The 24,824-nt window shown below is 37.2% G+C and carries 23 protein-coding genes and 2 tRNA genes; 12 read left to right on the top strand and 13 right to left on the bottom strand.

The window, feature by feature from the left end:
• Position 1 precedes the first annotated feature (1 nt).
• Positions 2 to 1,687 carry a LamG domain-containing protein gene (locus E4O04_RS08915; RefSeq protein WP_253707425.1) on the top strand — a complete coding sequence of 562 codons (1,686 nt, stop codon included), beginning with the start codon at positions 2 to 4 and terminating at the stop codon, positions 1,685 to 1,687.
• A gap of 6 nt (positions 1,688 to 1,693) precedes the next feature.
• On the opposite strand, the gene E4O04_RS08910 is transcribed toward E4O04_RS08915, so the two are convergent.
• The gene (locus tag E4O04_RS08910) at positions 1,694 to 2,290 is read right to left on the bottom strand and encodes a putative periplasmic lipoprotein (protein WP_253707423.1); all 597 of its coding nucleotides are present in this window, start codon (positions 2,288 to 2,290) and stop codon (positions 1,694 to 1,696) included.
• Positions 2,291 to 2,398: 108 nt separating this feature from the next.
• On the opposite strand from E4O04_RS08910, the gene E4O04_RS08905 reads away from it, so the two are divergent.
• From E4O04_RS08905 to E4O04_RS08885, 5 genes are read left to right on the top strand one after another with little or no spacing between them, the layout of a single operon-like run.
• Complete coding sequence (locus E4O04_RS08905) at positions 2,399 to 3,100, top strand: hypothetical protein (protein WP_253707421.1); 702 nt, start codon at positions 2,399 to 2,401, stop codon at positions 3,098 to 3,100.
• A gap of 16 nt (positions 3,101 to 3,116) precedes the next feature.
• Entirely contained in the window at positions 3,117 to 3,623 is a 507-nt protein-coding gene (locus E4O04_RS08900) for a M23 family metallopeptidase (protein ID WP_253707419.1), read from the top strand.
• Positions 3,624 to 4,079, top strand: coding sequence for a DUF5662 family protein (locus E4O04_RS08895; RefSeq protein ID WP_253688331.1), 456 nt, complete (start codon positions 3,624 to 3,626; stop codon positions 4,077 to 4,079).
• Positions 4,080 to 4,083: 4 nt separating this feature from the next.
• Positions 4,084 to 4,572, top strand: a complete 489-nt coding sequence (locus tag E4O04_RS08890; RefSeq protein WP_253707417.1) for a hypothetical protein — start codon at positions 4,084 to 4,086, stop codon at positions 4,570 to 4,572.
• A 3-nt stretch (positions 4,573 to 4,575) separates the two neighbouring features.
• A complete protein-coding gene (locus tag E4O04_RS08885; RefSeq protein WP_253707415.1) occupies positions 4,576 to 4,878 on the top strand; it encodes a hypothetical protein in 303 nt (100 codons plus the stop codon).
• Between the two features lie 333 nt (positions 4,879 to 5,211).
• Here the strand turns inward: E4O04_RS08885 and E4O04_RS08880 are convergent, their stop codons facing one another.
• Together E4O04_RS08880 and E4O04_RS08875 are read right to left on the bottom strand one after the other, a co-directional pair.
• Positions 5,212 to 6,645, bottom strand: a complete 1,434-nt coding sequence (locus tag E4O04_RS08880) for a hypothetical protein (RefSeq protein ID WP_253687673.1) — start codon at positions 6,643 to 6,645, stop codon at positions 5,212 to 5,214.
• Positions 6,646 to 6,657: 12 nt separating this feature from the next.
• Positions 6,658 to 8,751, bottom strand: coding sequence for a hypothetical protein (locus tag E4O04_RS08875; RefSeq protein WP_253707413.1), 2,094 nt, complete (start codon positions 8,749 to 8,751; stop codon positions 6,658 to 6,660).
• Positions 8,752 to 8,957: 206 nt separating this feature from the next.
• Between E4O04_RS08875 and E4O04_RS08870 the strand changes: the two genes are divergently transcribed.
• The gene (locus E4O04_RS08870) at positions 8,958 to 10,883 is read left to right on the top strand and encodes an AMP-dependent synthetase/ligase (RefSeq protein WP_256488793.1); all 1,926 of its coding nucleotides are present in this window, start codon (positions 8,958 to 8,960) and stop codon (positions 10,881 to 10,883) included.
• Positions 10,884 to 11,006: 123 nt separating this feature from the next.
• On the opposite strand, the gene E4O04_RS08865 is transcribed toward E4O04_RS08870, so the two are convergent.
• From E4O04_RS08865 to E4O04_RS08820, 10 genes are all read right to left on the bottom strand, one after another.
• Positions 11,007 to 11,089: transfer RNA gene (locus E4O04_RS08865), tRNA-Leu, on the bottom strand.
• A gap of 66 nt (positions 11,090 to 11,155) precedes the next feature.
• Positions 11,156 to 13,744, bottom strand: a complete 2,589-nt coding sequence (locus tag E4O04_RS08860) for a penicillin-binding protein 1A (protein ID WP_253707411.1) — start codon at positions 13,742 to 13,744, stop codon at positions 11,156 to 11,158.
• 203 nt (positions 13,745 to 13,947) lie between these two features.
• On the bottom strand, positions 13,948 to 15,012 hold the full coding sequence (locus tag E4O04_RS08855) for a lipid II:glycine glycyltransferase FemX (protein WP_253687676.1): 1,065 nt from the start codon (positions 15,010 to 15,012) through the stop codon (positions 13,948 to 13,950).
• Between the two features lie 10 nt (positions 15,013 to 15,022).
• A complete protein-coding gene (locus E4O04_RS08850; RefSeq protein WP_253707409.1) occupies positions 15,023 to 15,934 on the bottom strand; it encodes a LysM peptidoglycan-binding domain-containing M23 family metallopeptidase in 912 nt (303 codons plus the stop codon).
• On the bottom strand, positions 15,921 to 16,337 hold the full coding sequence (locus tag E4O04_RS08845; RefSeq protein ID WP_253707407.1) for a hypothetical protein: 417 nt from the start codon (positions 16,335 to 16,337) through the stop codon (positions 15,921 to 15,923). The genes E4O04_RS08850 and E4O04_RS08845 overlap by 14 nt, the downstream gene beginning before the upstream one ends.
• Positions 16,338 to 16,391: 54 nt before the next feature.
• Entirely contained in the window at positions 16,392 to 16,562 is a 171-nt protein-coding gene (locus E4O04_RS08840; protein ID WP_002670897.1) for a DUF362 domain-containing protein, read from the bottom strand.
• 334 nt (positions 16,563 to 16,896) lie between these two features.
• A tRNA-Phe gene (locus tag E4O04_RS08835) sits at positions 16,897 to 16,969 on the bottom strand.
• Positions 16,970 to 17,060: 91 nt separating this feature from the next.
• A complete protein-coding gene (locus E4O04_RS08830; protein ID WP_253707405.1) occupies positions 17,061 to 17,831 on the bottom strand; it encodes an exodeoxyribonuclease III in 771 nt (256 codons plus the stop codon).
• A gap of 23 nt (positions 17,832 to 17,854) precedes the next feature.
• Positions 17,855 to 18,601, bottom strand: a complete 747-nt coding sequence (gene map / locus E4O04_RS08825) for a type I methionyl aminopeptidase (RefSeq protein WP_253707403.1) — start codon at positions 18,599 to 18,601, stop codon at positions 17,855 to 17,857.
• Entirely contained in the window at positions 18,588 to 19,424 is an 837-nt protein-coding gene (locus E4O04_RS08820; RefSeq protein WP_253707402.1) for a DnaJ domain-containing protein, read from the bottom strand. The genes map and E4O04_RS08820 overlap by 14 nt, the downstream gene beginning before the upstream one ends.
• A 123-nt stretch (positions 19,425 to 19,547) precedes the next feature.
• Between E4O04_RS08820 and E4O04_RS08815 the strand changes: the two genes are divergently transcribed.
• The 5 genes from E4O04_RS08815 (at position 19,548) to E4O04_RS08795 (ending at position 24,797) form a co-directional block, all read left to right on the top strand.
• Positions 19,548 to 21,410 (top strand): glycoside hydrolase family 2 protein, encoded by a 1,863-nt coding sequence (locus E4O04_RS08815; RefSeq protein WP_253707400.1) that lies wholly within the window; start codon positions 19,548 to 19,550, stop codon positions 21,408 to 21,410.
• Between the two features lie 89 nt (positions 21,411 to 21,499).
• A complete protein-coding gene (locus E4O04_RS08810) occupies positions 21,500 to 21,967 on the top strand; it encodes a glutathione peroxidase (RefSeq protein WP_253707398.1) in 468 nt (155 codons plus the stop codon).
• 23 nt (positions 21,968 to 21,990) lie between these two features.
• On the top strand, positions 21,991 to 22,335 hold the full coding sequence (locus E4O04_RS08805; protein ID WP_253687684.1) for a cupin domain-containing protein: 345 nt from the start codon (positions 21,991 to 21,993) through the stop codon (positions 22,333 to 22,335).
• A 5-nt stretch (positions 22,336 to 22,340) separates the two neighbouring features.
• Complete coding sequence (locus E4O04_RS08800) at positions 22,341 to 24,365, top strand: S1 family peptidase (RefSeq protein ID WP_253707396.1); 2,025 nt, start codon at positions 22,341 to 22,343, stop codon at positions 24,363 to 24,365.
• A 15-nt stretch (positions 24,366 to 24,380) separates the two neighbouring features.
• On the top strand, positions 24,381 to 24,797 hold the full coding sequence (locus E4O04_RS08795; RefSeq protein ID WP_253707394.1) for an OsmC family protein: 417 nt from the start codon (positions 24,381 to 24,383) through the stop codon (positions 24,795 to 24,797).
• Positions 24,798 to 24,824: the final 27 nt, after the last annotated feature.

Here is a 24,824-nt window from a genome sequence, read left to right as displayed (position 1 = left end):
TATGGAATCAATCAATTACGCAGGCGGAGCGAACATGACATTACCCGCCGATGCTCAATTTGTTCAAGGAGTATCGGGTAATGCTCTTTATTTACCGGCAGGTTTCGGAAAAGTAAATATTGCCGGTGATAGGAATGAGCTTACAATCTCTTTATGGAGGCAATGGGATGGAGTCGTTGAAGCAGACGACTATAGAGGTGTTTTTGCAACGGCAAATATTAAGGTTTACTTTGACCAAGGAACAGACCTTTTAACCGTTGAGCTTGAAGATACTAAAACAGTAACCGACATCAAAGACGACCAAGAGCAAACGCACTGGTGCTTCTTGTTTGCAAAAAACAGTTTTTTCAAAATCTACAAAAACGCCGAATTAAGAGCGGAACTTACCGCAGGGAACGACCCCGTGGATTTTTCCGAAGGGTTAAGACTCGGAGGAGGAAGAACACACGCTACTTTTGACGAAGTGGCTATTTATGCCGAAGTTTTAGAAGAAGACTACATCCGAGGTCTTTATCATTTGGTAAGTAAAGGCACGGTGTTAGGCCATGTTGAACATTTAATCGAGCAAAGTGTACCGCTTCACACTCCGCATTATTTGGGCACGGTTAAAACTCCGCCTGAAGGGGGAAGGGTAAACATAGCCCTCGGCCCTAAAAATGGATTTAACGATGCAACAATAGGCGATTGGATTTTAATTATCGAGCCTTTGGCAAATTACCAAAAAGGATGGTGCTACCGATGGACGGGCCGAGTTTGGGAAAAGTTGGATCCTCCTGCAAACTACACGGAGGAATACTCGGTATGTTTAAAAGATCAGCTTGAAAAGTGTAAAGATTTATTCGGCGACACTAATTTTTTCGGTTCTGTTTTTTGCCAATTTTTAGGATTTAACAAAGCCGTCGGCGAGTCGCTCGCTGCAAACACGGCACTTTTGGATAATCTCACGGTAAAAAAATTGTTGGTTGATCATGATATAAACGATCCGTTGGATTTTGAATTGTCGATAAATAGAGATGTTGGGATTTTAGCAAAGAACAACGGCAAAACTATTTTTGAAATTTTGCCGACTGGTAAGGCTTTCTTTTGTGGAGACATAATAACGCCTCCTTTTAAATTAATTCAAGGACAATCTACGCCGGGATCATTTGAATTTAATAATGAATATCTTTTTAAAATTATAAAAAATAATGTCTTTTCTACATCTGATAACACTCTTCCATTCTTAGGCTATATGGAATGTCAAGGAACATACAAAGGGAAAAAAATAAAAGGGTTGTCTAATTATTATGAAAAGGCTAATAAAATTTTCCATAATATTGTTTATGAACGCCATAGGGCAACTCATGGAAAGTCTTTCTACACCAAAGGTGATTTAAAATACAATATAAATAAATTTTCTTTAAGCTTGTTTTATGAAGACGGTTCAACAGAAACTATTGAAACTCTTCATATTATACACCCACATATTTGGGCTAATGGTACTAGATACGATTGTTCTTTAGAGGATCTTCCAGATATAAACATCCCTTACTGGGAAAACCTTATCAAAATTGGACATTTAAAATTTTCTTTAAACACGAGTACTACAACAATGGAGCTGACTCAACTACCACAGGGCTACAGCGATACATATTCTTATGGGAGGGTTTATGTGGAGGATGGTTTTTTAAAAATAAAGCAAATATAAAGTAAATTATTTTGTTATTTTAATAGTACCATTGTTTATTATTATATTTAGCCTTGTTGTAATCAAGTTTCCTGAATTATTTTCATTTAAATAATAAACATTTTCGATTTTCTCTATTTGTTTATAAGTTAAACTTCCAATATTAAAAGTAGGTGACTCGTCAAATATTATATTTTTAAACGAAAGAGGTTTAAATGTTTTAATATTGGTGGTTCCCTGTGCAAGTGGTAATGATGTTATATGAGCATTCGAAGAATCGGCTAAAAGGAATTGGCCGGCATCTAATATTGTTAAATTACATACACCATTTATGACGGTATAAGAATTTAATTGATCGTTATCAAAAATCGTTATTTTTTCTTTTGTTTTCTGCTTCCTTAATAAATTTATATTTGGTTCTTGAATTATGCAATGGAAATATCTTTCCCATGCACAATCGATTGATTTAGTGGGTTGAAGGGTGATAATTTTAGATTCATAGTTTTGGGCAAATTCAAATTTAATGACATGAGATGATTTATTTTCAACAGAAATAACACCTTTTTCTTTTTTGCCGCAAGCTAGCAACATAGCGCATAAAACAATCAAAACAAATCTTTTCATAAAAAATATCTCCTTTATTTAGAAATATTTTATCCTTTAATGAAAAAAATGTCAATAACTTCACCTATTATAGTGAAAGGTTTAAAAGAAATAGGAGCAAATAAAAACATGGAAAATTTAGACAAAATACCCGTAATAGGCTGGGCGGTGATTTTAATAATCGGGCTTATAGTGATTCCGGCACTTTTTATCTTACTTTTAAAAAAAGGCGGAAAGTTGTCATTTTTTGGACAAACTATTGAAGTATCTGAAGGTGGTAAAATTCAAACGATAGATAGTATCGGCTTGATGTATTTGATGAAAGATAATTGTGAAAAAATTGAACTTTTAAGAAAAGAGCGTATAGAAGATATTTTACCGGATTTATCTTATCTTTTAAGCGATATAAGCGTTCTGGCCTGCTGTATGTATAGAGCTGAATCAATCCTAAACAAACGCCTTTATAAAAACGGCTTTGAAGATTTAACGGTTGATACCGTAAATATTTACATAAAGCAGCTTGCAGAAGAATTATTTATAAGGTTAAACAAAGAAATTATACGATCTAAAACTTGTACTACTAGGCCTTTAAATGAAGTAAAAAAAGAAAAGATTTTTTTTATTGCTCAAGATTTTACAAAAAGAGTTACCAAAATCTATTTACTGGAAGTTAAAAGCAAGGCGGATATGTATTTAAACTATAAGCCGCTTTTTGAAAAAATAGGGGATAAGATAAGGGCAGATTTTTGCCGTGATAAAATGGAAAAAAAATTAAAACAGGCCAAAAACTTGCGGGCTGTTTTGGAAAAGCTGACAAATAGGATAATTTAATTTTGGGAGGTAAAAGATGAGAGCAGAAAAATGGGGTATATTTGCTATTAAAGAAGGGCGAATTATAAAAATCAATAGAGATGCAAAGGCTAGTGTTTATGGTAACTATGTCATAATTAAAGACCGGCAAGGTATAATAAGCAGGTATGCACACTTGAAATCGATAGCAGTCAATGTGGGACAAACGGTTACAGCAGGCGGTTTTTTAGGTATTATGGGCGATACAGGCCGTGGTATTCCGGGGCCGAATAAACATTTACACGTTAGTGTATATCCTGCAACAACTAAAAATCCATATATGGGTAAAGATGCAACCATAGATCCTAAAACTTATATTCTTGATGGAGGGATATATCCTTGTAACAGTAAGCCCAGTACCGATTTTCATCAGATGATTGGAAATCCGCCCTATCCGCATGAAGGCTTGGATTTTTCCGGCCTAGATAAAAACATAATCACAGGCTGGGAGTCCGGAACTTTTGAGATTAAAAATATCTTTGAAGAATTTAAAAAGGGGCGGTAAATGAAATATGACTCTATAAAAGATACATTGCTTCACATCAAAAGAGTAAATGAACTACTTCTACAATTTACAAAAGAAATTATTGATAGAGCAATACAACACGACAATTCAAAACTTCAAGAGCCTGAAAAGCCTTTATTTGACAAAATGACACCCTTATTAAAAGGGCTTACTTATGGAAGCGATGATTATAAAAAGGCTCTTGATGAATTAAAACCTGCACTTGATCATCACTATGCAAACAACTCTCATCATCCTGAACATTATAAAAATGGAATAGATGATTTTACTCTTGTAGATTTAGTTGAAATGTTTATTGATTGGAAAGCAGCAAGTGAAAGGCACGATGATGGGGATATTTTTAGATCGATTGAAATAAACAAAAATAGGTTCGGAATATCGGAGCAATTATGTAAGATATTCAAAAACACAGCTGCTAAAATGATGGAGGTGTAAATGAATGAAAAGAAGTTTTTTATTTTTATTATTTGTATTTTGCTTTTTACCAGCTGTCGGACAGCAGGCGGAATACATGATGACAGAGTCAGAGCTCATGAGGTTAGAGAGTCTGTTGGAGAAGTTAGAGAACACCAAACAGATGCAATTATCTCAAATACAGAGCTTGGAAACAGAATTAAGCGAGGCGCAGAAATATCAAGAGAACTTAACAGATCAATTGACTCAAGCGAGGCTATCTTTGAAGAAATCAGAGAAATCATTAGAAGAGTACGAAAGAGAAAGCATGAACGTGATAGCAAAAAAGGAAAAGACGATACAGGAAAAGCAAAAAAAAATTGAAGAGAAGAGAGAAGAAATTGCAGAGTTAAAGATTAAAAATTATAAATTGAAACTAGCCCTTGTAATTTTGTCTTGTGTTTTAGGGGTTTTCATTTTAGGTGGTGTAGGATTTTTTATTTTAAAAATGAAATTAAAACTTAGGAGGTTTTAAAATATGAAAAACAAGTTTATGTTTTTTGTAATTGTAGGCTTGGTAATTCTTTCGATCTTCATCGTAAATTACGGCCAGTCTCTTTTGATTGACTGCATCGGCGCAGCTATCGGCTTAGCGGGGGGAGCCTTGGCGGTATTTGATACCGTCAAATATTCTCGGCGAAAAATTGCACTTGTCCCGCTATGGATTGGGATTTTAATTTTAATAACGATAGGATTTGTACAATTTAAAGGCGTTATAATTCTTGCAGCTTTTGGTTTTGCAGCTTTGGGATTGTATATATTTTTCAGATTAAAAGAATGATTTTAAAAAGATGAAAATTAAAAGGCAGGGAAAAAACATCCTGCCTTTTTTTTATTTATCCTTTACTTTCTATCCTTTTTGTGCTAATATTGCTATTAGCAACTGTCGACCAAACTGTCGACTAAATCGAAAATATTAGGCAGTTTTTAGCCGTTTTTGGCGAAAAAACCGCCTAAAACGGTCTAAAACGCCTAAAAACTAGACAACTAGAGTACTGGGGGACTTGGGGTCCCCGGTTCAAATCCGGGTTGCCCGATAAAGAACTTCGTTTTTTAAAACGAAGTTCTTTTTTTTTTGCAAAAAAAAGGCAGTCTTTTAGACTGCCTTTATCTTTTAATAGCCGAATACCATTTTTATTGTTGCTTCGGCTCCTGTTCCTTTAAAACTTCCTGTAAATGAAGGAGATGCTGCCGAAACAGCCGTTTCAAGCCTAAATATTCTTGTTTCCAAAAAAAGGCCTCCCGTATTTTTCCATACCCTGTCTTCATAACTCATTCCTATGTAGGCGCCCAATACTTTTAAAAAACGGCTTTCCAATTTTAAGCCGGCATCTACATAAAATGGCTTATAGCAATGGCAGCCTAGGCTTGGTGTAATAATCAAATAATCGTTTAAAAAAGGCCTTATATCCGAACTTACTGCGAGTTTTAAGGGACGGAATATTTTTTTTTGCGGTAAGTTATATGCTAAATTTGTCTCATTAAAAGATCCGCTGGGCGGTTTTATTTGGGCTGCTTGATCAGGTGTTATAAAGTTATTCATATATTGAATTAAAGATTCTATTCTAAAATCACCTTCATATATTTTTGAAATACCCTTATTTAATCGTGCCGGAAAAATAGGAATATTTATGACATTAAAATTCAGGTTGGCTAGTTCATTAAAAGTATAGGTACCGTAAAAATTAAAATCAACGCCTCCCCTTGATAAAATATCTCCTAGATCGAATTTGCTGTTTGGGTTTCCGAATATGGGAATATGAGAGTACATATTTAGTTTTAACTTACCTCTTGCAGCTATACTGCCTGTTATAGGATCATTGATAAACTCATAATCGCCCATATCAGATTCCATATAAAATGCGGGTATAAAATAAGAAGTGCTTACTCTAAATTTAAATGAATTAAATTTCATTCCGTAAAAAATACCGGTATCTGCAAAGGCTTGCCATGAGCCCATGATTTTTCCGTTAAAGCTGTTTGAAGAAAGATTTCCCTTTGCTGCAAAATCGATTATATTTTTGGGAATATTTGAAAATCCGTAAGCATCTGCTTTTATAAAAAAACCAAATTCGGCCTTTGATTTTATATAAATATCCAAGTATATATTTGCGGCTGTAGCTGCTGATACTCCGAATCCGGTCTTAGGTAATTTATTCGACATATCAACTAAATCTACTTCAAGACTGTCTTTAAACAAATCCATAATTTTAAAATATGAATTGGAGGCTCCAACTTTAATTTCGACACCGAAGGCAAATGCTTGTCTGCCGTTTTTTAAAAAAGGCTCCTTAGGAGGCTTTTCGATTTCCGCTTCTTCATCTTCGTTTTCACTTGTAACAGCGGTTTCGGGTATTTCGGGCTCAGTTTTTTCGGTTTCATCTTGGGATAGTTCCTCATCTTCAGCCTGAGCCTCAAAATAATCTACTCCATTCCTGTTTCTAATTTCATTGAGCATATTTTCAGTTCGCTCGTTGATGACATCTTCAGAATAAGCATTAAAAAAAATAAGTGAGATAATACTGAATATAAAAATGTATTTTTTCATCTGCCTTACCTCCTAAAATTCATAAGTTACATCCATATTTGTTATAGTGTAAGCTGAAAAGTTTAATGTGCCGTTTTTGATATTTATTTCGCTGTCCTTAGGAAGCTTTACTTCAATAACAATGGGAAATTGGTTTCTTTTTTTTATATCTTGTATTTCTTTCTTTGATAAATTGATATGTATAGATCCCTTGTCTTTTAACTTTAATTTTTTTTCAAATTGGAATATACCGCCTTCTTTCCATTCGGGATTATAAATTCTTGCATCAAAAATCATCCCTGTATTATTTGTGTATTCAACAATAAGATTTAGTTCTTTTATTGTATCAGTAATTTTATCGAACTGACCCGGTATATTTTCACCGGCCTTTCTTGATAATATATCTTTGATAGACAATACCTTTTCAATTATGTCATTTTTTATGCTTACAGTTAAAGGTACGTCAAAAAGAGCATGGGCTTTAATTACAGCCTTGTTATTATTTTTTTTGATGTTTTCTAGTGCATTATTTGTAACTGTTATTTGGTTTAGGTTCATATCAATCTTAAATTCAATTTGTTTCGGTTTTGATTCAAAAATATCTTCCAGTTTTATCTCATTTTCATTGATGCTGGCTTGAGGAATTTCACCCTGATTAAAATTAGGATCGGATACAAATGGTGTGCTTTTATGATCCTCATTAATAATATTTTGTGTTTTGGTGCTGTATAACAGGTCTATTTTTGTAGTTAGTATAGGAGCTTCACTACCCGCTAAATCGGAAACAAGATAGATATAAGCATTAATAGGTTTAGGATTCATCTTGCTTAAAATTTCATTGTTTTTAAATATGTCTGTATTGACAGGATATTGGTTATTTATTTTAAAATTTTCTCCTGAGGGCGTAACTACAGCTTTTTCAAAATCGAATTTAATATTTGCCTCACCTCCGAATGAGTATTCATTTTCCGGAGCAATATTTTGAAGTGTTAAGGTTTTGTTAGCCTGATCATATCCTTTAATTTTAAGCGTAGCCTTAATATCCAAGGAGCCGGTAGGAGTCAGTGTTCTTGATTCTTCGAATATAGTTTTTTTCTGACCTTCATTACTATCCGGATTTGCCTTAAATTGCACAAATTCACTGTGAATATTAAGAGCTTCAGAATCCAATTTTATCTTTATATCGGTATCTTTAGGTAATTTATTTTTTATATTAGCATTTATCGAGATAGGATTTAAAGTTATTTTCTTAACATAAGTGCTTATATCAGCATCTAGGGTTATATCTTTATTAATAACTGTTTCAATGTTTTGATTTTTAATTTTGATCTCTTTCAATCTTTCTATTTTAGCTTCGACTTTTAGTTTTAAATTGTTTCCTCCCGCATAACCGGCAGGAATTGTGCCGCTTATATTTATCTTGCCGGAAACTTCAATTTTTTTGTCATTGGTTATTGTTTTATCATGTAAATCAAGTTCGCCGGTCAGCTTATCCTTGTTTTTGATAGGGGTTAACGGCCCCCCGTTATGATTTATCGTGATATTTTCATACTTTATTGTAAGTGCTTTTTTTAAAGTGTCGTCAAGACCTTCTACAGTTATTTTTATATTCCCGTTTTGAATTACGGCATAGTCTAAATCCGTTACACTTACATTTATGGGATTAAAGTTTGTTATATTAATACTTTCATTTAGCGTAAGCTTATCTGTTCCAGGATTGCTGATAGAGGGTAATGTTCCGCTAGTACCTTCAATATTGATGGTTGGAATTCTTATTTTTTTTTGATTAATAGTTATTGTTTGACCTTCGGTTGCTTTTTCTATACTTTGTATATAGTTAGCCATATTTATTTTGTTTTCAGGTACAGAATAATGAAACAGATAGTGAAGAATATTGTCTTGGTTATTTTTTGGTGTATATTTATAAACATGTAAATTATCCTTGTCTTTTAAGGTCTTGTTTATATTATCATAAACAATATTTCCCAGATTTACTTCCTTGCTTCCAAGATTAACCTTTATTTGAGGATTTGCCTTTATCTTGACTTTTTTAATAAAACCTTGTTTACATGATGCTAAAATTACAACTAGTACAATACAGCAAAGAAAAATTTTTTTGTGGTTCATAATCTTCTCTCCTTAAGTTAAGCATATATTATGATGGTCTAAGAGGTAAGATAAAAGCAATTTACCCTAAACCCGATAATAATATCAACTTTCTCTATATAAATCAAGCACTTATGACAATATCTTTTATTTATTATTAATATAAATTATTGACATTTTTTATTTAGATATTGATATATTCTTACATTTATGATAGCATTTACTATATGAAAACTCTAGACAAATCATTACCGTTATTATTAAAACGGATTTCTGAAAAATATCCCAATATAAGGGCTCAGATGTTTAAGGGCGAAGATAAGGAATTCAAAAGCCTTTCTTACAAAGAGCTTTACGAAACTGGGCTTGATTTTGCGGCAGGCTTGCTTTCTATAGGGGCAAGACCCAAGGATCATATCGGTCTTATAGCCGATAACCGTAAAGAATGGCTTCACTCAAGTTTCGGTATTATGAATATCGGGGCGGCTGATGTTCCGCGGGGCTGCGATGCTACCGAGCAGGAAATTACCCACATTCTTTCGTTTTCGGAATGTAAATTTGCAGTTTTAGAAAATGAAGCTCAAATCCGAAAAGTTCTTAGCCGTCTGGCAGAAATCCCCCTTTTGGAGTCGATTATCAGCATTGATAATGCCGATTTTAAAAAACTTGAAGAAGAATTCAAGCTTAAAGAAAGAAAGATTGAATTTCATACCTATGCCGATATTATTAATCTGGGGAAGACTGCAAGAATTGAAGGTAAATTTAAGCCTGAAGAATATGCCGAAAATGTCGATACCGATGATTTGGCTTCGATAATCTTTACCTCAGGTACCACAGGCAATCCTAAGGGGGTTATGATGACCCATAGGAATTTTATGACACAGCTTGTAGAGCTTCCGGATAGGATTATCCTTAAACCCGGTCAAAAAGCTATATGTGTTCTTCCTGTCTGGCACTCATTTGAAAGAGCCTGCGAGTACGTTATAATAATTTCAGGCGGTACTATTGCTTATTCAAAGCCTATAGGAAGCGTTCTTTTAGCAGATATGGTAAAGATAAATCCGACTCTTTTCCCATCTGTTCCTCGAATTTGGGAAGCTGTTTACGACGGTATTTTTAAGGTAATGAAAAAAAGGGGAAGGCCTCTCTACTATCTTTTCTTGTTCTTTGTTGATATTGGAATAAAGACGATGCGCTTAAAGCGCCGTGTTACCGGACAGTGCCCGCATTTCCAAAGAAGAAGCAAGTTTATATATCCAATACTGGCTGTGCTTCCTCTTTTGTGTATAGCCCCTCTTTATTATATAGGAGACCTTCTTATTTACCGCACAATCCGCAAAAAGTTCGGTAAATGCTTTAGAGCCGGTGTTTCAGGCGGAGGAGCCTTACCGCCCAATGTTGACGATTTTTTTTGGGCAGTCCGCATAAATGTAATGGAAGGCTACGGTATTACCGAGACGGCGCCCGTTATTTCGGTCCGTCCCATGCCGAGACCCGTGTTCGGCACTCTGGGTAAGCCTCTTGCATGTTTTGAGACAAAAATTATCGACAAAAATGGAAAAGAGCTTCCTCATAACCGAAAGGGCTTGCTGCTTGTAAGAGGCGATGCTGTAACAAAGGGGTATTATAAGGACCCTGAACGAACTGCGGAAGTTATCGATAAGGACGGATGGTTTGATACCGGAGACCTTGCGATGAAGACAATTGACGGAGAGTTGATTCTTAAAGGACGCCGAAAGAATACCATAGTTTTACGCGGCGGCGAAAATATAGAGCCTGTTCCGATTGAGGTAAAACTGCAAGAATCTCCCTTAATTTCGATTGCTGTTGTTTTAGGGCAAGATCAAAGGTCTTTGGGTGCCTTGATAGTTGTTCATAAAGAAAACCTCCAATCGTGGGCCGCAAATAACGGTTTACGAAACGTTCCCGTTTCAGAGCTTGTACATGACTCTAATGTACAAAAAATGTATGAGGCTGAGGTTGCAGAGCTGGTCAATTCCAAAACAGGCTTTAAGCTTTTTGAAAGGATAAACAAGATTGTGCTTCTTCCGGAAGAGTTCCAAGCCGGAAGGGAGTTGTCTGCAAAGGGCGAAATGATGCGCCATAAGATAAATCAGCTTTACCGCAAAGAAATATACGAGCTCTTTAAATAAACCTTTAAAACAAAGTCTATAAAGTTTAGCGTAAAGCCCTTATAAGAAAGAATCTTATAAGGGTTTTTTATGTTTAAAAACAATTATGCAAAAAAAAAGAACTCAGATGTTGAGTTCTTTTTTTGCGGCGAACTGGACTTGAACCAGCACACCCGTTAAGGCATCAGCACCTCAAGCTGACGTGTCTACCATTCCACCACCGCCGCAACTGAAATGGATTTTATCAGATAATCAAAAAAAAGTCAATAGCAAGATAAAAACTTCTCAATAATTTATACCCATGGATTTTCCGATTCTCCGCCTTCTTCAGTATTTTGTTGGTTAGATTCCGATTCTGTTGATTCTGTTGACCCTTCCTCGGTGTTTTCGGTTTCACTTAAGTTTTCGCCGTCTGCCGGAGGATCTATAAAAATTGAAGGATCTATTTCAATAGGTGCTGTGTCTATTTTTATTTCTTCTTCGCCTTGAGCTAAACCTGAGTCCTTAATTCTATCTATACCGATATCCCGTAATTTTATACCTGCTGTATGTTCCGTACAAATCTCAGTGGGTTCAGTACCATATAAAAAGGGCAGGGTAATGGTTTCATCCGTACAGTTTTCCGAAGGTATCATCCCCGATTTTTTGCAGACATCGACCATTATTACACCTTTTTCGGGCCTTACAAAATCTTTAAAGGGCTTGTTTTTATGAACCTCACGCATAAAGTTTGCCGCTACATATCCTGAAAGTGCGGCTCCTGCATTATCGGTTCCAAGCGAGTAACTTCCGCGGTCAAAACCGTACCAAACAACTGCCGAGTAGTATGGGGAATATATAGCCGTCCATGAGTCTGCCCAGTTTTGAGTTGTTCCCGATTTTGCAGCCATCGGCATTCTAAATGTCTTTCCCGTTTTTTCGTTTTTATAATCGAATTTTCTACCGCCGGAAGAAGCTCCGTAAAGGGTTCCCAAGGTAAGAGTCTTTTTAAGAATTTCCGTCATAATAAAGGCATTGCTGGGGCTTATAACCTGCATTGCGGCTCCGCGTCTGCGCTGTTCAATTCTCAAATCCAATTCCGGATCCATTATCGTAACTCCATCTCTGTCTTCTATTGCTCTTACGGCTATCGGGTCTACAGCCCTTCCTTGATTTCCGAATACTGCAAAGGCTCTTAAAAGCTGAGCAGGCGTTACTGCACTGATTCCGAGGGCTAAGGGATATACTTTTTCAAAGGTTTTATCTATTTCCGCAGGGTCTGTAATGCCCATGAGGCTTGCGATACGGTCTATGGCTCTGTCAAAACCTACCAGTTCCAAAGTTTTAATCGCCGGAATATTTAAAGAGAGGGGTAAGGCCTTATATACAAGAACAGTTCCGTTCCATTTACCGCTGTAGTTGTTAGGAATATATTGCACTCCGTCTGCCGATTCAAAAACCTGGGGAGTATCATCTAGTCTTGTGGCTGCAGTAATTATTTTTTCGTCAATAGCGGCCGAGTATATCAAAGGTTTTATTGTACTTCCTACCTGAAGTTTTGACTGGGTTGCTCTGATAAGCTGGTTGGTCTCGCTGTATTTGCTTCCCCCTATGATGGCTGTTATATAGCCTGTTTCATTTTCAATAGAAATAAAGGTACCTTCTACCACCCTTTCCATTAAAACTTCCTGTGTTTTGGCTGTTGACTGTTTTGTAAGAGTTTTTAAATTGTCTATACCGCATATTAGGGCTAGTACATCGATAGTATTGTTTAATTCGTTACGGTAATAGGAGTGAGTTTTTACCTTGAGCTGTTTTTCTCCGACATTTAGGGATTCTATTCCGAAGCATAGGCTTAATAGGGCCGTAAGGTTACTGTATTGCTCCGCCTGACTGAATGATGTGGATGTTGAGGCCGAAACCCTGTCATTAGCTATTGCAATGTATTTTTGAAACTCCCTATCGGCTATTTCTTGATGCCTTAAATCGCAGGTTGTATGTACGGTATACCCGTCCTTATAAAGGTTCATAGTTCCGTACATCATATTATCCGCTACTTCACGCCTTACATATTCCGAAAACCATCTGGCTTTGTCCTCACGGGTAAGCCATGCCGACAGGGCAATTCGGGTATAGTCAAAGTTAGCCCAGTAGTCTTCAAAAGATTCAGCAGCCTCTTCCTTCGATATAAAGCCTAAGCCTATCATACCTTCAAGGACATTTTCCTGTCTTTCCTTCGCCCTGTTCGGGTAATTAAAGGGATTATATCTTGTCGGGTTTGAAAGTTGAATGATTAAGATGGCAGCTTCTGCCGGCGTAAGTTCAGCAGCAGAGTGTCCGAAGTAAAAACGGGAGGCTGCGCTTACCCCGTTTGTTCCGCCTCCAAAATAGGCTTCATTTAGGTAGAGCATCATTATCTCGTCTTTTGAGTGCCGCCTTTCCATCTGGATAGCCCACCAAAGTTCTTTTACCTTTCTTTTTACGCTTTTATCGGTTCTGTCGCAATATAGGAGACCTGCAATTTGCTGAGTAATTGTACTTCCGCCTCCTAAGGACCTTCCTGTAAGCTGCCCTATGACAGCCCTGATGATTGATTTGATTCTAAAACCCTTGTGTTCATAGAAGAGGCGGTCCTCACGGGCTAAAAGAGCCGCAATCAGGTTAGGCGAAATATCTCCGTAGTTGATAAGCTCCCGTTTTTCGTCCAAAGAAAATTCGGTGATTAGATCCCCTCTGATATCCAATATTCTTGACGGCAGGGCCGGATTGAAGTCGACAAATAATTCACTCTGTTTTATATTTTTTGTCATTGCCAGCATTGTTCCGATGGCAAAGGCTCCTCCTGCCAGGATCAAAAAAATTAAAATAAGATATAGATATACTATCTTGCTCAGCTTATTCATAGTGTTATATAAGAACACAATTTTAAGTTTTTTACAAGTAGGTAGGTTTTGACAGTTTTAAAAGCAGATAATTTTTTTGTTAAGGTAAAAAAAAAGAGCCGGTTAAAAAACCGGCCCGCCCATCAGGCTATCGGCAGACGGTGGGTGGGAGGGGAACCGCCCGCCGATATTTATTTATCGGCTAAGTATCAAAAAACTTAAAGCTATCTTTTCTTATTTTTTAAAATAATCCATCTGATTTTATCTGCAATATTAAACAACTTGTACATAAGAGGTTTATAAACAAAGTCGAAGGTTCCTATATATTCTACCAATTGCGGATTATATCCTGCCTTAAATTTATGAAAGCCGTACCATGAATTTTCGGTATCCGGATTAGGCCCTAAGCAGCCCCAAAGATCAAAAATAGAACAATTTAAATTTTTTCCGTATTTAATTGCTTCCCACATTATGAGGTTATTGGGCATCAATTCCCTATGATTATTGCTTGAGGCTCCGTACGGATAGTAAAGTTTTCCGTTAAATTTAAAAAGGATCCATGCAGTTAAGACTTCTTCATTATAGACGGCTTCAAATATTCTAAGGGTATCCTTTGGGAAAGCTTTGAACATCCGCCTAAAATATTCCCCGTTATGATTAAAAAAGCCTTGTCTTTTTGTGGTTTCTTCCATCAGCTTTATATAATCTTCCATGCCTTCTTCGGTGCTCTCATCGATTATGGTAACCCCTTTTTTTTCGGCAAGACGGATATTATACCTTGTTTTGGAATGAAAAGAGGCTAAAAGTTCTTCTTCCGTTTTTTCGATATTTAAAAGAAAATTATATCTTTCAAAAAAAGGCTTTCCGTTTTTTGCTCCGTTTTTAAATAAGAATTCTTTCTTTTCTTCGATAAGAGTTTCTAAAGGATCTGCCTCATTAGAAGCTTCTTTTAAAGATCTGTCTTTTTGTACGGGCTTAAAGAGATCCGGCTCTATTTTTATAAAGACAGCTCTATGTTTTTTTGCCGCTTCTTTTAAGGCTTCGATGTGTTCTTGTTCCGGCATTAGGGTTTTTGAGGCTATGCCGACCGTATAATTAGTTTTGGGTATTTTAGAAAAAATAATCTGAATTCCGCTTTTTAATTTTCCGTCTTCAAAAAAACCTATTCTTTCAGGAATGGCTCCCATACTTTTTTTAAAGTCACCCCAAATCCATGATTGAATTGGATGAGATACAAGTTTGTCAAATTCTTCTTTATAATCATCAGTTAACAATTTAGTTTTTTTCATGTATAACCTCTTATTTTTTGTCGTTTACAAAATTGGCAGGATTTTTGGGTATACCTTGCTCATGTATTTCAAAATGAAGATGAGGTCCTGTTGACATTCCGGTAGAACCCACAGCGCCGATAATTGTACCCGATTTTACTGTTTCATTCAAGCTCGCATAGACCTTGCTTAAATGACCGTATAGGCTCGCTCTTCCGTCGGTGTGGGCTAAAATGATGTAGTTTCCATAAACTGCACTGTAAGATATTTCCTTTACTCTGCCTCCGGCACAGGCCATAACAGGACTTCCTGTGGGAGCTGCAAGGTCTATCCCGGGATGGTAACTTGTTTTGCCTGTGAATGGGTCCTGCCTTTTGCCGAAGCCTGAAGTCATAACAGCCTCTTTAAGAGGAAAGCGGTAAAAAGGCATAAAGAAAAAGGCTCTTACGGTTCCGTCAAAAATTTCTCCCGGAAAGCAAAAGACCTCCCGCTTTTCTTCCGTGCCGTATATTTTTATTTTTAAAGGCTCGGTCTTATACTTTTTAAAAAGAGCTTGAATAAGTTTTTCGATACTCGAAAGGGCTTTTTCGGGAAGATAAACTCCCGGCATTGTCGGAAGAATTAGAATCCGCCCTGCAATATCCGTTTGAACGGACTCAATTCTATTTAATGTTACAATTGCATCATAGGGAATAGAGCACCGGGCTGCAATTTTTATTATGGTGTCTTCACTGTTGGCCTTGTATGTATAAAATCTGATAGGAAGTTCATTTCCTGTTTTTGCTGCGGCTAAGGCCTTACGGGCCTCTGCCACATCATCGCTGTATTGAACAAAGATATAGTCATCAATATTTAATTTTTCTATCTGAGGATAGGGTATTTGGGCCTTTAATACCGAGGCCGAGAAAAAAAATAATAGAAATAGAAATTTAAAAGCCTTCATTACCGTTATTTTTTGACTGGTCTATTCCGAAGGCTAAAAACCCGTAGATAACAAAAATTAAAACAAGTACAATTAGAGCCGGTATCTTATTAAAGTTCAAAACTAAGTTGACACATAAGATAAGACCGCCTATTACGGTTATTTTTTTTAAGATTGAAATGATGAGTCCGCGAGGGCTTTTTTTATATGCTTTGATTGCCTTCTTTACCAAAAGGTAAAGAATTGCGCATACAAAGATACTTATGGAAATTATTGTGTATAAGCTTACATTTACCGTAGCTAAGAGCCACAAGGGGTAGGCTACCGCAATACCTGCAAGTACGCACACTCCGGCAATGGCCGAAAAGGTCAACAGGCCGAAAAAAACGGATCCGTATCCCTTAATAATTTTTCCAAAACTCATACAACCCTCCGGACTCGTGATTAAGGTTTAACCCGCCTAAAAATTTTAGCCGGATTATTCCTCTGAGATTGCTTCAACAGGACAAACACCTGCGCAAGCACCACAGCTGATGCATGTATCTGCATCAATCACATGTTTGCCGCCGGCTTCGCTGATAGCGTTTACGGGGCATTCACTTTCGCACGCGGCACAGTTCGTGCATTCGTTAGAAATTTTATAAGCCATTTGCATACTCCTTATTGTAAATTTCCGTGATCCTATTATAACATTTACATATAAAAAAGACAAGGTATCCGATTTTAAAAAAAAAGAGATTGGCACCTTTGCCAATCTCTAAATTAAACGTCCTTGAAATAAGATTCAAAACGTATCATTATCGGTTATAAAAAACGGCATCCGGATGTCAAAATAATGCCGTCTGTAACCCCGACCGTTAATTACATTATCGGGTGTATACAAAAAAAACTTAAATTTTTTACTTAAAATATGCAAAAAAAGACAAAATTTATGATAATTTTTAATAAAAAAGGGATATAAGAAAATCTTATATCCCTTTAAGTGCCGTCGGACAGAATCGAACTGTCGACACAAGGATTTTCAGTCCTTTGCTCTACCGACTGAGCTACAACGGCGTAACACAGGCGATATTATCAGTTTTTCCAAATTATGTCAATAGTTTTTTCAAATCTTTTTCCAATAAATTGCCTTGTTTAAATAGATTAGTTAATATATCAATTTGACGGGGCAGTGATCCGAGCCCATTACTCCGTCCAAAATAATAGAATCCTTTATCTTCGGCAAAAAAGAATCGTTTACACAATGGTAATCTATACGCCAGCCTATATTTTTCTCTCTGGCTCTAAAGCGGTAGCTCCACCATGTATATTTTGCAGGTTCTTGGCAAAAATGTCTAAAGGTGTCCGAATAACCTGATGAGGTAAACTCATCCATCCAGGCCCTTTCTTCGGGAAGGTAGCCCGGATTTTTTTCGTTGCTCTTGGGGTTTGCAAGGTCTATCGGCTTATGGGCTATGTTGTAGTCGCCGCAAAGGATTACGTTGTTTCCTTTTTTTTGAATGGAATCGCAGAATTCGAGGATGGCTGCACAAAATTCCAGCTTGTAGCCTAGGCGGGCTCCTCCGTCCTGCGAGTTGGGAAAATAAGCCGAAATAATTGAAAGCTTGTCAAAGTCGGCTACCAAGACCCTTCCTTCATCATCAAATTCCTTTAAACCCATGGTTCTTACCTGCAAGGGTTCTTTTTTTGTAAAAATGGCAGTTCCCGAATAGCCTGCCTTCTTTGCAGAAGCCCAATAGGCAAAATATTTTCCGTTCGGGAGATCCGGTTCCGTAAGCTCCTTGCTGAGTTGAGGCTTTGCTGCCTTTGTTTCCTGTACGCAAAGTACATCCGGATTTTCGGTATTTAGCCAATCCAAAAAGCCTTTTTTTTCTACAGCCCTAATGCCGTTTACATTCCATGAAATAATCGAATTCATTATAACCCCTATAAAAATGTTTTTTATAACTGAGACAAAATTTCCGTGTGGTCTTCAAAGATTGCAACGGTATGTTCCATGTGGCATGAAACTGACCTATCGGCCGTTACTACAGTCCATCCGTCTTTTTTTACTTCGACATCGGCTGTTCCCATGTTAATCATGGGCTCTATTGCGACCACCATTCCGGCTCTAAGGCGGGGATTCGGCCTCATTCTTTCAATCACGTTCGGAATACTCGGATCTTCGTGTACGCCGAGGCCTACTCCGTGTCCGCAATAGTCATAAACCACCCCGTAATTATGGGCGCTTGCCAGATTAAAGACAGCCTTCGAAATATCTGAAACTCTTTTACCTGCCTTGCATGCTTCGATTCCTGCGTAAAGGCACTGAGTAGTAACTTCCAAAAGTTTGAGGTTTTCCTTTGAAACATTTCCGACAGGATAGGTTACGCAGGCATCGCTTATGTAGCCTCCAAGGTCGATTCCTATATCCATCGAAACAAGGTCGCCGTCTTTTACTATTCTTTTTCCCGGAAGACCGTGAATTACCTCTTCATTTATCGAAATACAGGCTGCTCCCGGAAAACCTTCAGAATACCAGGCAGGAACACCGCCGATTTTTTTTATATAGTTGACACAAAAATCATCAAGCTCTTTTGTACTCATACCGGGTTTTATTACCGGTTTTAATTCTTCGAAAAGTTGGGCAAGGGCCTTACAGGACTTTCTGATGCCGTTAATTTGTTCTTCCGTTTTAATTATAATCATAGCGATTCTCCAATTGATTTTGAATAATTTTAACGCCCCTTAATTTGGGGCTGAGCAGCATTGCCTCATTTAAACATTGAGAGGCTCTGTATGTGTCTCCAAACCTATAATATATTTCGGACATACGCTTAAGGATGTTAGCTTTATCTATCTTTTTAAAGCCTAGTTCCAGAGCAGCTTCATAACAGTCTAAGGCAAGCTCGTCTTCGGTATACCTATGCAGTTTATCGCTTATTATGGATTTTATCAAGCCGGTAACCTCAGGAAAAAAATGTTTAAAATAAGGCTTTTCTTTTTCCATATAAAAGATTTCTTCCAAAAGCAAAAAAGATTCGTAGTATTCTCCGCGGAAATAAAGTTCTTCTGCAAGGACAAAGCCGCAGTCCATAAAATCTTCTTTATTAAAATACTTTGAAAGATAAAAGCCTCCTGCCTCGCTTCTTCTTTTATTGTATTCTTCTACGGCAGACTGTTCCAATCCGTGGAAAAGATCAAAAAAGATGAGTTTAGCCCGGCTTTCGTAATCCGTTTTTTTTAAAAGCCAAAGCCTGTAGTCAAAACTTTCCGCCGCATTTTTCTTTGAAAAAAAATCGAAATAATCAAATGGGTTTTCATCAGCAGTTTTTTCTTTTAAAAGACTTTGATAGGCATTTAAAAGAAGCCTCATAGCCGATTCGGATTTTTCCTTTTCTTCTTTTGTCTTATTTTGAGTTAAGTCCGGATGGTGAAGCTTAGCTTTTTTTCTAAAAGCCGTCTTTATTTCGGCTGCCGAGGCTTTCGGTGAAACTCCTAAAATGGCATAATTATCGTTTTTTTTCATCATAGAACCCGTGATGATAGCATTTATTTAGGCCGATGTCTAGTAGAAATTGAAAACTAACAATAAAGAAATTTGTCCGGTCTATAGCTTGACAATACATCTCCCTTATTTTAGAGTATAAATTCTATGAGAAAAAATAAACCTGTAAAGCAGCTTTTAACTCCCTGGGGCGAAAACATAAACCCTGACTGCCCCTTAAACGAATATCCGCGCCCTCAGCTTGTAAGGGAAAACTGGCAGTGCTTAAACGGTCCCTGGGACTATGCAATCACTGAAAGCTCCGTAATAACGGAAACTTATGAACTAACGGAAAACAAAGAGATTCCCGAAGCCTGGGACGGAACGATCATCGTTCCCTTTTCCCCTGAAAGCCTTTTGTCGGGTGTCAAAAAACAGCTTCTTCCCGGACAAACGCTGTGGTACCGCAGAGTCTTTGCCTTTGAAAAATGTAAGGAGGGCGAAAGGCTTTTATTGCATTTCGGTGCGGTCGATCAGCATTGTTCCGTATACATAAACGGCAAAAAGGCAGGCTCCCATTCGGGAGGTTACTGGCCCTTTTATTTCGATATAAGCGACTTTTTAAAAGACGGTAAAAGCGAAATTATAGTTTCCGTTACGGATGATACGGATTCAGGGGATGAAGCCTACGGGAAGCAAACCTTAAACCGCGGAGAGATTTGGTACACGGGACAAAGCGGTATTTGGCAGACGGTATGGTGCGAAAGAGTTCCCGCCTCCTACATCGAGGATATAAAAATCACCCAGCGCTTTAAAGAAGCCGAGGTTGAGCTTGAGCTTTTTATTGGCGGAGGCGGGGCCGTCCCTCTTGGCTCCAATTCTTCTCTTACAGACAATGCTTCTTTGACCTGCAATGCTTTGGTTACAATCTTTGACGGGAAAAAAACGATTGTAACAGGAAACTTTCAAAATAACCGCGCACTTTTAAAGATGCCTGAAGACTTTAAAAGCTGGAGCCCCGAAAGTCCTTTTTTATACGATGTCGAAATCAATGCGGGAAAAGATACCGTACGTTCTTATTTCGGTATGAGGGAATTCGGAATCCTTGAAGGGAAAGCGGGGCCTGTTTTAAGTTTAAACGGAAAGCCGATTTTTCATCACGGCCTTTTGGATCAAGGCTATTGGAGCGACGGTATGTACACCGCACCTTCCGATGAGGCAATGATATGGGAAATTAAAACGCTTAAAAACATGGGCTTTAATATGCTAAGGAAACACATAAAAATAGAACCTCTTCGCTGGTATTATCACTGCGATAAAATCGGTATGCTTGTATGGCAGGACTTTGTAAGCGGAGGAGGCCCTTATAAAGACCTCTTCGTAAAATACGCTCCCTGGCTCGGCTTTAAGTTTAAGGACGGAAAAAGCCGTTATGCTCTTCACGGAAGAAAAAGCGAAACGGGCCGTAAAATTTTTATGCGCGATGCGGAACGTACCATCGATTTATTGTACAGTGTAACTTCTCTTGCAGTTTGGGTTCCCTTTAACGAGGGCTGGGGGCAGTTTGATGCCTCATCTACAGCTTCCTTTGTACGCAAAAAGGATGCAAGGCGTTTAATTGACCATGCAAGCGGTTACTTTGATCAGGGCGCGGGCGATTTTCACAGCTACCATATTTATTACAAGGCTTTTAGGCCTAAAAAAGACAAGCGGGGCAGGGTACTCGCCCTTACTGAATTCGGAGGTTTCAGTTTGCCTTTTCAAGGGCGCATGAGCTCCGATATTTTATTCGGCTATAAAATGTTCAAAACAAAAAAAGAATTGAATGAGGCCGTATGGAGGCTTTATTCAAAGGATGTTTTCCCTGCTATCGAAAAAGGCTTGAGCGCTTCAATCTATACTCAGGTAAGCGATGTAGAAGATGAAATAAACGGCATATTCACCTATGACCGCAGGGAAACGAAATTTAATGAAGATTTGGGATTAAAAATTGCAAAAACATTAAACGAAATTTTTAAAAAAAATTATTAAATTTCCAACTATTGAATTTATTTACGGTCTTTTGTATAATTTTAGCGGCTAAAATAGCTTTTTTCTATAATTTTTTAAGGAGAAATCTAATGGGAATTTATAACTACACTGTTAAAGACAGCTTAGGAAATGACTTTTCTTTTAAAGATTATAAAGATCATGTCATTTTAATAGTGAACACGGCTTGCGAGTGAGGCCTTACCCCTCACTTCCAAGGTTTGGAAGCATTATACAAAGAATACAAGGATAAGAACTTCCTTGTTGCAGCCTTTCCGTGCAATCAGTTCGGAGGCCAAGATCCCGGAACAAACGAAGAAATAAGAAATTTTGCTAAAAGCAAGTACGGGGTTTCTTTCCCCATAATGGCAAAAATTGAAGTAAACGGTGAAAATACCGAACCTCTTTTTTCTTTTTTAAAAAAAGCTTCAAACAGCGAAGATATCAAATGGAATTTTGCCAAATTCTTAGTAGACAAAACAGGAGAAAGAGTTACTGCCTATGCACCGACTGTTGCTCCTGAAGAGTTAAAAAAAGATATCGAAAAACTTTTGGACTAAGAGTCTTGATTGGAGGTAATTATATGATAATAAACAAAAATGAAGTGCCTAAAAAGCTGAAACCTAATTTACGCGGCGGAAAGGGCGAAATAAGCGTAATAGAATTTTTAAGTGTCAGAACTGTCGAAAACTGCCGTATGTTTTCCGAAATGACTGTCCCGGTTGGAGCAAGTATAGGAGAACATGTTCATACAGGTGAAACCGAAATCTACATTATACATGAAGGTACCGGACTTGTTACCGATATGGGTGAAAAGCAGGAAGTAGGCCCGGGAGATGTAGTAATCACCGAGGATAACCAGCTTCACAGCCTTGAGAACACCGGCTCTGAGCCGATGGTTTTGACAACTATAGTAATTAAACATTAGGAGTTATGATGAAATTTAAGCACATTTTTATGGTTTTATTTTTTGCGGTACTTTTTCAAATTTTGGGAGCTCAGGCTGTTTTAAGTCCTGAAGTTCTCAACAAAATAAATGGAGCCGTATTTGAAGTTGTTGTTTTAAAACCTGAAGAGGGGAAGGTGGAATATGAAAAAAAACTTCCTATGGACAGGATTCCCTTTGCAATACGAAACGACAAATACATTCCTATCGGAACCGCTTTTTTAATGGATGACGGTAAATTTTACTCGGCCGCCCATGTTTTTAATCTTTATGAAGAAAGTTTTTATAACGACTATTATCTCCGTGCCGTCTCCGGTGCAATCTATAAGGTAGGATCGGTTTTAAGCTACTCTGTAGAAAGGGATTTTATAGTGTTTGAGGCAGAAAATTATAAGCATGTAAAGGGCGAAGGGCTTTCGGTTTTAAATGAGTTTAATTTAAATACTCCGACCTTTTCCGTAGGCAATGCTTTAGGAGAAGGTATTATTATCCGTAACGGACTTCTTACAAGTCAAACCTTTGAGGAAAGAAACGGAGAATGGAAGTGGCTTAGGTTTTCGGCAGCAGCAAGTCCCGGCAATTCCGGAGGACCTCTTATTTCACCCGACGGAATGGTCTTGGGTATTATTACCATGAAAAGCGAAAACGAAAATTTAAACTATGCACTTCCCTTTGCCGAGACAAAGAATATTGCAAAAAATATCGGTACGGTATATCTTCCCATTTTTTATAACCTGCCGCATATTCTTGAAGAAAGAGCTTTTTATGAATATCGAAATGAACAAAAGCTTCCAAAAAAACTGACTGAGCTTCGTAAGTCTATTATCCTTGATTACAAAAATTTCACCTTGGATATAATTAAGGATTTAAAGAAAAAATATGATTTTTTGGGTAGTGAGAATTTTATTAAAGGAGAAGGCTCTACAGAACTTTTGTATGACTCTTGGAATCCGAGTTTTTCTCTCATCTTAGCAAGAGAAGAAAATAAAAGATGGGATCTTTTTTTGCCTAATGATATAAAAGAATATAAGCTGCCTCAAAACGGAAATGTAATTTACGGTAAGATGCTTGGTTCTGTTATGGCAATTGTAAAAAAGCCTAATGACATTGATCAAAAAACTCTTATAACATCTCCAAAACTATATATGGATTATATTTTAACTGCATCCAGAATGTATAGATATATAGCAGGAGAAAAAATTGCAATATCTTCTTATGGAGAGCCCTCACGAAGTGAAAGTCATGTTGACATTTACGGAAGAAAATGGCTGGTAAATTATTGGGAGCTTCCATTTGCCGATTCTGAGGTAATATCCTTTGCTCTTCCTGTTCCGGGAGGCATCTTTGTTATAACAAGGATCGATTCCATTTCTTCGATCAGAAACGGTCATAATTATGATTATGCATTTTTATCGGATTATATCCTTCCATCTTATTCCGGAACCTTCGGCGAATGGAAAGAATTTTTTAATCTGCCTCCAAAAACTTATCCCATAGATCCTATATTCTCTTCGATGAAATTTAATTTTGATTCCAAGAATACGGCTATAAAGGCCGGTGACTATGACTTTGTAATTTCTCAAAAAGATTTTGCTGCAGATAAAGACACAAACATGGATCTTTCCTTGGGCTTTTTTGTAAAAGACAACAAACCTGCCTTTGATATATGTGCAGTTAATATGTATTCAAATTCTCGAAGTGATGATTATACATATATACGTTTTGCAAAAACCCTAAGACCTCCCAAAAATGCTCCCCAAGATTTCCTTGAAGCATGGCAGCAAAAAATAGATCAGGCAGCTCCTTATAATGCAAAACCTTATAACCAAGATCAGTATACTTGTTATGATGAAACTATTTTTATGGGAGATATAAAAAAATCCGATAAGGAAAAACTTGATAAGCTGTATTATATAAGCTTGGAGTTGAAGCAGCAGAATAGGTTAGACGAAATTCAAAAACTTGCTTCTCAAATTAAAAAGAATCTTAAAATATCCGTTAAAAATAAATAAATTTGGAGGTTTATTATGGCAAATGAATTTAAGGCAAAGGCCGAAATCGATTTAGGCGAAGGTTTTAAAGTTGAATGCGAGGCATCCGGTAAGAAGATTATTGTTGACGAACCGGTCAGCTTCGGCGGAACCGATTTGGGTATGAACCCGATCGAAGTTCTTTTGAGCGGCCTTGGAGCTTGTAAGTGCGTTATTTCAAAGATGCTTGCAAAGAAAAAAGGTCTAAAATTGGATTATTTGGCTGTAGAATGTATTGGTTCTTTCGGCTCAGGGAAGGTAGGTCTTTCCGAGATTGAAACGATATATCATATTAAGTCGGATGCTTCCGATGAGGAACTTGAAAAGTTTATGACCTTGGTTGACAATAATTGTCCGGTAAACGACACACTCAAAAATCCACTCCTCATAACTCACAGGCTTATTAGAGCTTAAGTCTTTTGTAGTTTTCTTGGATATGAA

This window comes from Treponema sp. OMZ 799, from assembly GCF_024181365.1.
In the GTDB taxonomy this organism is placed as follows: domain Bacteria; phylum Spirochaetota; class Spirochaetia; order Treponematales; family Treponemataceae; genus Treponema_B.
The sequence above is the reverse complement of the archived record's forward strand: the minus strand, read 5'-3'. Positions and strand labels throughout refer to the sequence as shown.

Bases quoted from the DNA above. Each gene is read 5' to 3' on its own strand.
- E4O04_RS08915 (WP_253707425.1), top strand. From the start codon at position 2: ATGGAATCAATCAATTACGCAGGCGGAGCGAACATGACATTACCCGCC.
- E4O04_RS08910 (WP_253707423.1), bottom strand. From the start codon at position 2,290: ATGAAAAGATTTGTTTTGATTGTTTTATGCGCTATGTTGCTAGCTTGC.
- E4O04_RS08905 (WP_253707421.1), top strand. From the start codon at position 2,399: ATGGAAAATTTAGACAAAATACCCGTAATAGGCTGGGCGGTGATTTTA.
- E4O04_RS08900 (WP_253707419.1), top strand. From the start codon at position 3,117: ATGAGAGCAGAAAAATGGGGTATATTTGCTATTAAAGAAGGGCGAATT.
- E4O04_RS08895 (WP_253688331.1), top strand. From the start codon at position 3,624: ATGAAATATGACTCTATAAAAGATACATTGCTTCACATCAAAAGAGTA.
- E4O04_RS08890 (WP_253707417.1), top strand. From the start codon at position 4,084: ATGAAAAGAAGTTTTTTATTTTTATTATTTGTATTTTGCTTTTTACCA.
- E4O04_RS08885 (WP_253707415.1), top strand. From the start codon at position 4,576: ATGAAAAACAAGTTTATGTTTTTTGTAATTGTAGGCTTGGTAATTCTT.
- E4O04_RS08880 (WP_253687673.1), bottom strand. From the start codon at position 6,645: ATGAAAAAATACATTTTTATATTCAGTATTATCTCACTTATTTTTTTT.
- E4O04_RS08875 (WP_253707413.1), bottom strand. From the start codon at position 8,751: ATGAACCACAAAAAAATTTTTCTTTGCTGTATTGTACTAGTTGTAATT.
- E4O04_RS08870 (WP_256488793.1), top strand. From the start codon at position 8,958: ATGAAAACTCTAGACAAATCATTACCGTTATTATTAAAACGGATTTCT.
- E4O04_RS08860 (WP_253707411.1), bottom strand. From the start codon at position 13,744: ATGAATAAGCTGAGCAAGATAGTATATCTATATCTTATTTTAATTTTT.
- E4O04_RS08855 (WP_253687676.1), bottom strand. From the start codon at position 15,012: ATGAAAAAAACTAAATTGTTAACTGATGATTATAAAGAAGAATTTGAC.
- E4O04_RS08850 (WP_253707409.1), bottom strand. From the start codon at position 15,934: ATGAAGGCTTTTAAATTTCTATTTCTATTATTTTTTTTCTCGGCCTCG.
- E4O04_RS08845 (WP_253707407.1), bottom strand. From the start codon at position 16,337: ATGAGTTTTGGAAAAATTATTAAGGGATACGGATCCGTTTTTTTCGGC.
- E4O04_RS08840 (WP_002670897.1), bottom strand. From the start codon at position 16,562: ATGGCTTATAAAATTTCTAACGAATGCACGAACTGTGCCGCGTGCGAA.
- E4O04_RS08830 (WP_253707405.1), bottom strand. From the start codon at position 17,831: ATGAATTCGATTATTTCATGGAATGTAAACGGCATTAGGGCTGTAGAA.
- map (WP_253707403.1), bottom strand. From the start codon at position 18,601: ATGATTATAATTAAAACGGAAGAACAAATTAACGGCATCAGAAAGTCC.
- E4O04_RS08820 (WP_253707402.1), bottom strand. From the start codon at position 19,424: ATGATGAAAAAAAACGATAATTATGCCATTTTAGGAGTTTCACCGAAA.
- E4O04_RS08815 (WP_253707400.1), top strand. From the start codon at position 19,548: ATGAGAAAAAATAAACCTGTAAAGCAGCTTTTAACTCCCTGGGGCGAA.
- E4O04_RS08805 (WP_253687684.1), top strand. From the start codon at position 21,991: ATGATAATAAACAAAAATGAAGTGCCTAAAAAGCTGAAACCTAATTTA.
- E4O04_RS08800 (WP_253707396.1), top strand. From the start codon at position 22,341: ATGATGAAATTTAAGCACATTTTTATGGTTTTATTTTTTGCGGTACTT.
- E4O04_RS08795 (WP_253707394.1), top strand. From the start codon at position 24,381: ATGGCAAATGAATTTAAGGCAAAGGCCGAAATCGATTTAGGCGAAGGT.